Genomic DNA, 3,202 nt, shown 5'->3' on the forward strand with positions numbered 1-3,202 from the left:
CATCGACATCGCCACCATCAAGATCTGGCTCCGCGACCTCGCCCGCGAAACCTGATCCACAAGACACGGCCTAGTCGACTGGGAGTTCACCGGGCTGTTCCTTCCTGGCTTCGACCTCGCGATGCTCCACACCCAGGTCGGCGCGAGTACGCCAGTGATCCGCGAGCGTATCGAGGCGATCGTGAGTGAGACGGGCATCGAGGCCGCATTCGCGCTCAACCTCGCTGTTGTCCTGACCCGCGAGCTGCGCCTGCACCACGAACTGCCCGAGGACGACCCGACCCGGACGCGGTGTCTGCCGATCATCGAGGCCGCCTGGACCTCGGCCAGCACCCGCCTACAACGGCTCGCCAGGGCGAGGTCAGCATGATCCACGTAGCCCTGGTCCACCGGGACCTCCACGAAGTGAGCCGCGGCGGCATCTGCACCCTCTACCGCTCCCTGGCCCGGCAACTGGCCGAACTGGGCGCATCGGTAACCATGATCACGCAGGAGTCACCCCACCCATTGCAGGCGAAGGATGTCACCGTCGTCTCGCTTCCCCGCACCGAAGACCTGGTTCAGCACCGCGAGGCCGTCGCCGACGTCCTCGACGCGGTCAGGCCCGACGTCATCGACTGTTCCACCTGGGAGGCGGAGACCCTGCGGTATCTCGCCAAACCTCGCGAAGACCGAGCCCCCGTCCTCGTGCGCGGCGAGTTCAGCGCCGCCCGCCTCCACGCGGGCGACCTCGCTCGCGACGAACACCAACTCGTCCAGGCCGCCGACCAGGTCATCGCCGTCAGCCAGTACGCGGCCCAGGATCTCGCGACGGAGTACGGCATTCCTCTGCCACTCGCGGTGGCCAACGGAGTCGACCGCGAACGGTTCCATCCTGGGGGGCCAACCACGCCCGCCAGCGGCTTCCACATCGACCTCGGGGCCGACGGCCACGTCGCAGGCCGCAAACCGATACCCGACCTCCTCGCAGCCGGGGAAACAGTCTCGCCATGGTCGCCCGATCCGGCGGGACGCCTCCGGCTCGTATGGGTCGGAAAGATCACGCCTATGAAGGGCTGGGACGTGCTCGAGACCGCCGCGACCCGGCTTCGGGACATCGCCTCCATTTCCGTGCTGCTCGGCCACTCACCAACGTTCGCGCCGGTCACATCAGTCAGCAGCGAACTCACCATCCTCCAAGATCTGGACGACACCGACCTTCCGGGCCTCTACCGCGCGGCGGACTGGCTGCTGTCCACGTCGCGCTGGGAAGGTTTCGGCCTCGCCTCCGCCGAGGCGCTCGCCTGTGGCACCCCGGTCCTGCTGCCAGAGCACCTCGGCACCGCGCCCGAGCTGCTCGCCGCCAGTGGCGGTTACACGTACCGCGACCTCGATCACCTCGCGGACATCCTGACCCGGGCCGAACGTCCGGCCGGCCGCCTTCCCGACCACTTCGACTGGGCAGCCAACGCGGCCGAAAGCCTTCGGCTCTACCGAGCGCTCGTCGGCAGGTGAACCGTGCGAATCCTGCTGATCGGCCCACACCACACAGGCGGAAGTATCCCGCCCTACCTCAACGTCTTCACCGCCGCGCTGCGATTCCTCGGCGTGCAGGTCGACCGCCTCGGCTCGTCGGGCGTGCCCTATGACAAGGAGCAGGACCGATTCTGGACCGTCGAGCGCGTCCGCCAGGAGGCCGAGGGCATGCTCGCCGACGTCGACGTGAACGCGTATGACCTGCTCTCTATTCACTTCGGAAACCTCGACGTCGAACAGCTGCTACCCCAACTGTGGCCGGCCCGCCGACCTCCGGCCGTCTACCACCTACACAGCCTCAACTGGACCCTGTTCACCGACCACATCCCCGAGCCGGACCTACGCGAGGCGGTGAACAGGGGAGTCGCCGGAATGGACGCCTTCGTGTGCTTCGGCGCCTACGCAGCCGAGCGCCTCGAGACCCTCGCCGGGCCCAACGCACCACACCTTGTCTCCTGGCTGCCAACCACCATCCCCTCGGGCACCTCGCCGAGATACCCGAAGGATCTTGCCGCAGCCCTGGAACCCTCGGACCCCCGACCGCTTGGCAGCCTCTACGGCTACGCAGCCCCCTGGAAAGACACCGAGAACCTGATCGCTGCATGTAAGCGGACGAAGGAACCCGGCCGCATGATCGTCGCGGGCCCGTTCTGGGACGAGGCATCACAGGCAGGACTGGATCTCGCCGCCGAGGTCAAGGGCACCACGCACGGATCAACACAGCTGCGTGTCGTACCGACGTACCTCGATGCCGCTGCTCGGTTGGCGCTCGTCACGGCGACGGATTTCGGGATCTTTCCGTACCGCGCCCAGCCGACGTTTCAGGGCAGCGGTGCCATCGCGGACTACCTCGCCCACGGTGTGCCCGTCCTCGCAACGGACGTTGCCAACATGGCCGAACTGATCGGCGGCGCGGGAGTGGTCATGGAGCCCGCGAATCCCCAGTCGTTAGCCGACACGGTTGATCGTTTTATCCACGATGTTCAATACCGTAAGGCCCTGGCCAGCGCTGCCCGATGCCACGCCCGCCGCTTTAGCGCCGTCCACCACGCTGCCCAGTGCCTTCGGTTCTACGACACCCTCATCAGACGTTGAGAACGGGACCAGCGACCATGACACTTCCCGCTGAACTGATCATCGCCCGCCACGGCGAGGCCCACTGCAACCGCGAACAGATCGTCGGAGGCCCGCATGGGTGTCGCGGACTGACCGACCGAGGCCGACGCCAGATCGAACGACTAGCCCAACGACTCGGTCAAGAGCACCACGAGCGCCCGATTCACGCCGTCTACACCACGCCGCTGCGCCGAGCCCAGGAAAGCGCCGCGATCATCGGCGCGTACCTCAGCTTGGACGCCGAGACCGTCGCAGACCTCGCCGAGCAGAACTACGGCACCGCCGACGGCCGGCCGTGGACCGACGTCGTCGCTGAGTACGGGGACATCCCTGCCCTCGATCAAGACCGTCCGCTCGCAGCCGGCGGCGAAACCTGGCGGGACTACCTGCATCGGGCCAGCGTCGCCATCGGCGAGATCACGACCCGGCATGTAGGTGAGCGCGTCCTCGTCGTCGGCCACGGCGAAACCATCGATGCCGCCTTCCACCACCTCCTAGTACGGCAGCCGTACTTCGTGATCATGGCTGGAGTTCGAGGGTGAGGCGGCGGGCGTAGTGGGCTTGTTTGGCT

General features: G+C 67.0%; 4 protein-coding genes. All 4 read left to right on the forward strand.

The features are described 5' to 3' along the window. The first annotated feature begins 181 nt into the window (after positions 1–181). The 4 genes from ACLQ24_RS29100 (at position 182) to ACLQ24_RS29115 (ending at position 3,173) form a co-directional block, all read left to right on the forward strand. The gene (locus tag ACLQ24_RS29100; RefSeq protein ID WP_425894938.1) at positions 182–370 is read left to right on the forward strand and encodes a hypothetical protein; all 189 of its coding nucleotides are present in this window, start codon (positions 182–184) and stop codon (positions 368–370) included. Positions 371–405: 35 nt separating this feature from the next. After that, positions 406–1,494 carry a glycosyltransferase family 4 protein gene (locus ACLQ24_RS29105; RefSeq protein WP_425894939.1) on the forward strand — a complete coding sequence of 363 codons (1,089 nt, stop codon included), beginning with the start codon at positions 406–408 and terminating at the stop codon, positions 1,492–1,494. A gap of 93 nt (positions 1,495–1,587) precedes the next feature. Next, positions 1,588–2,610, forward strand: a complete 1,023-nt coding sequence (locus tag ACLQ24_RS29110) for a glycosyltransferase family 4 protein (protein WP_425894940.1) — start codon at positions 1,588–1,590, stop codon at positions 2,608–2,610. Between the two features lie 17 nt (positions 2,611–2,627). Continuing rightward, positions 2,628–3,173, forward strand: a complete 546-nt coding sequence (locus ACLQ24_RS29115) for a histidine phosphatase family protein (RefSeq protein ID WP_425894942.1) — start codon at positions 2,628–2,630, stop codon at positions 3,171–3,173. The last annotated feature ends 29 nt before the right edge of the window (positions 3,174–3,202 follow it).

The organism is Micromonospora sp. DT4, from assembly GCF_049841675.1.
In the GTDB taxonomy this organism is placed as follows: domain Bacteria; phylum Actinomycetota; class Actinomycetes; order Mycobacteriales; family Micromonosporaceae; genus Micromonospora.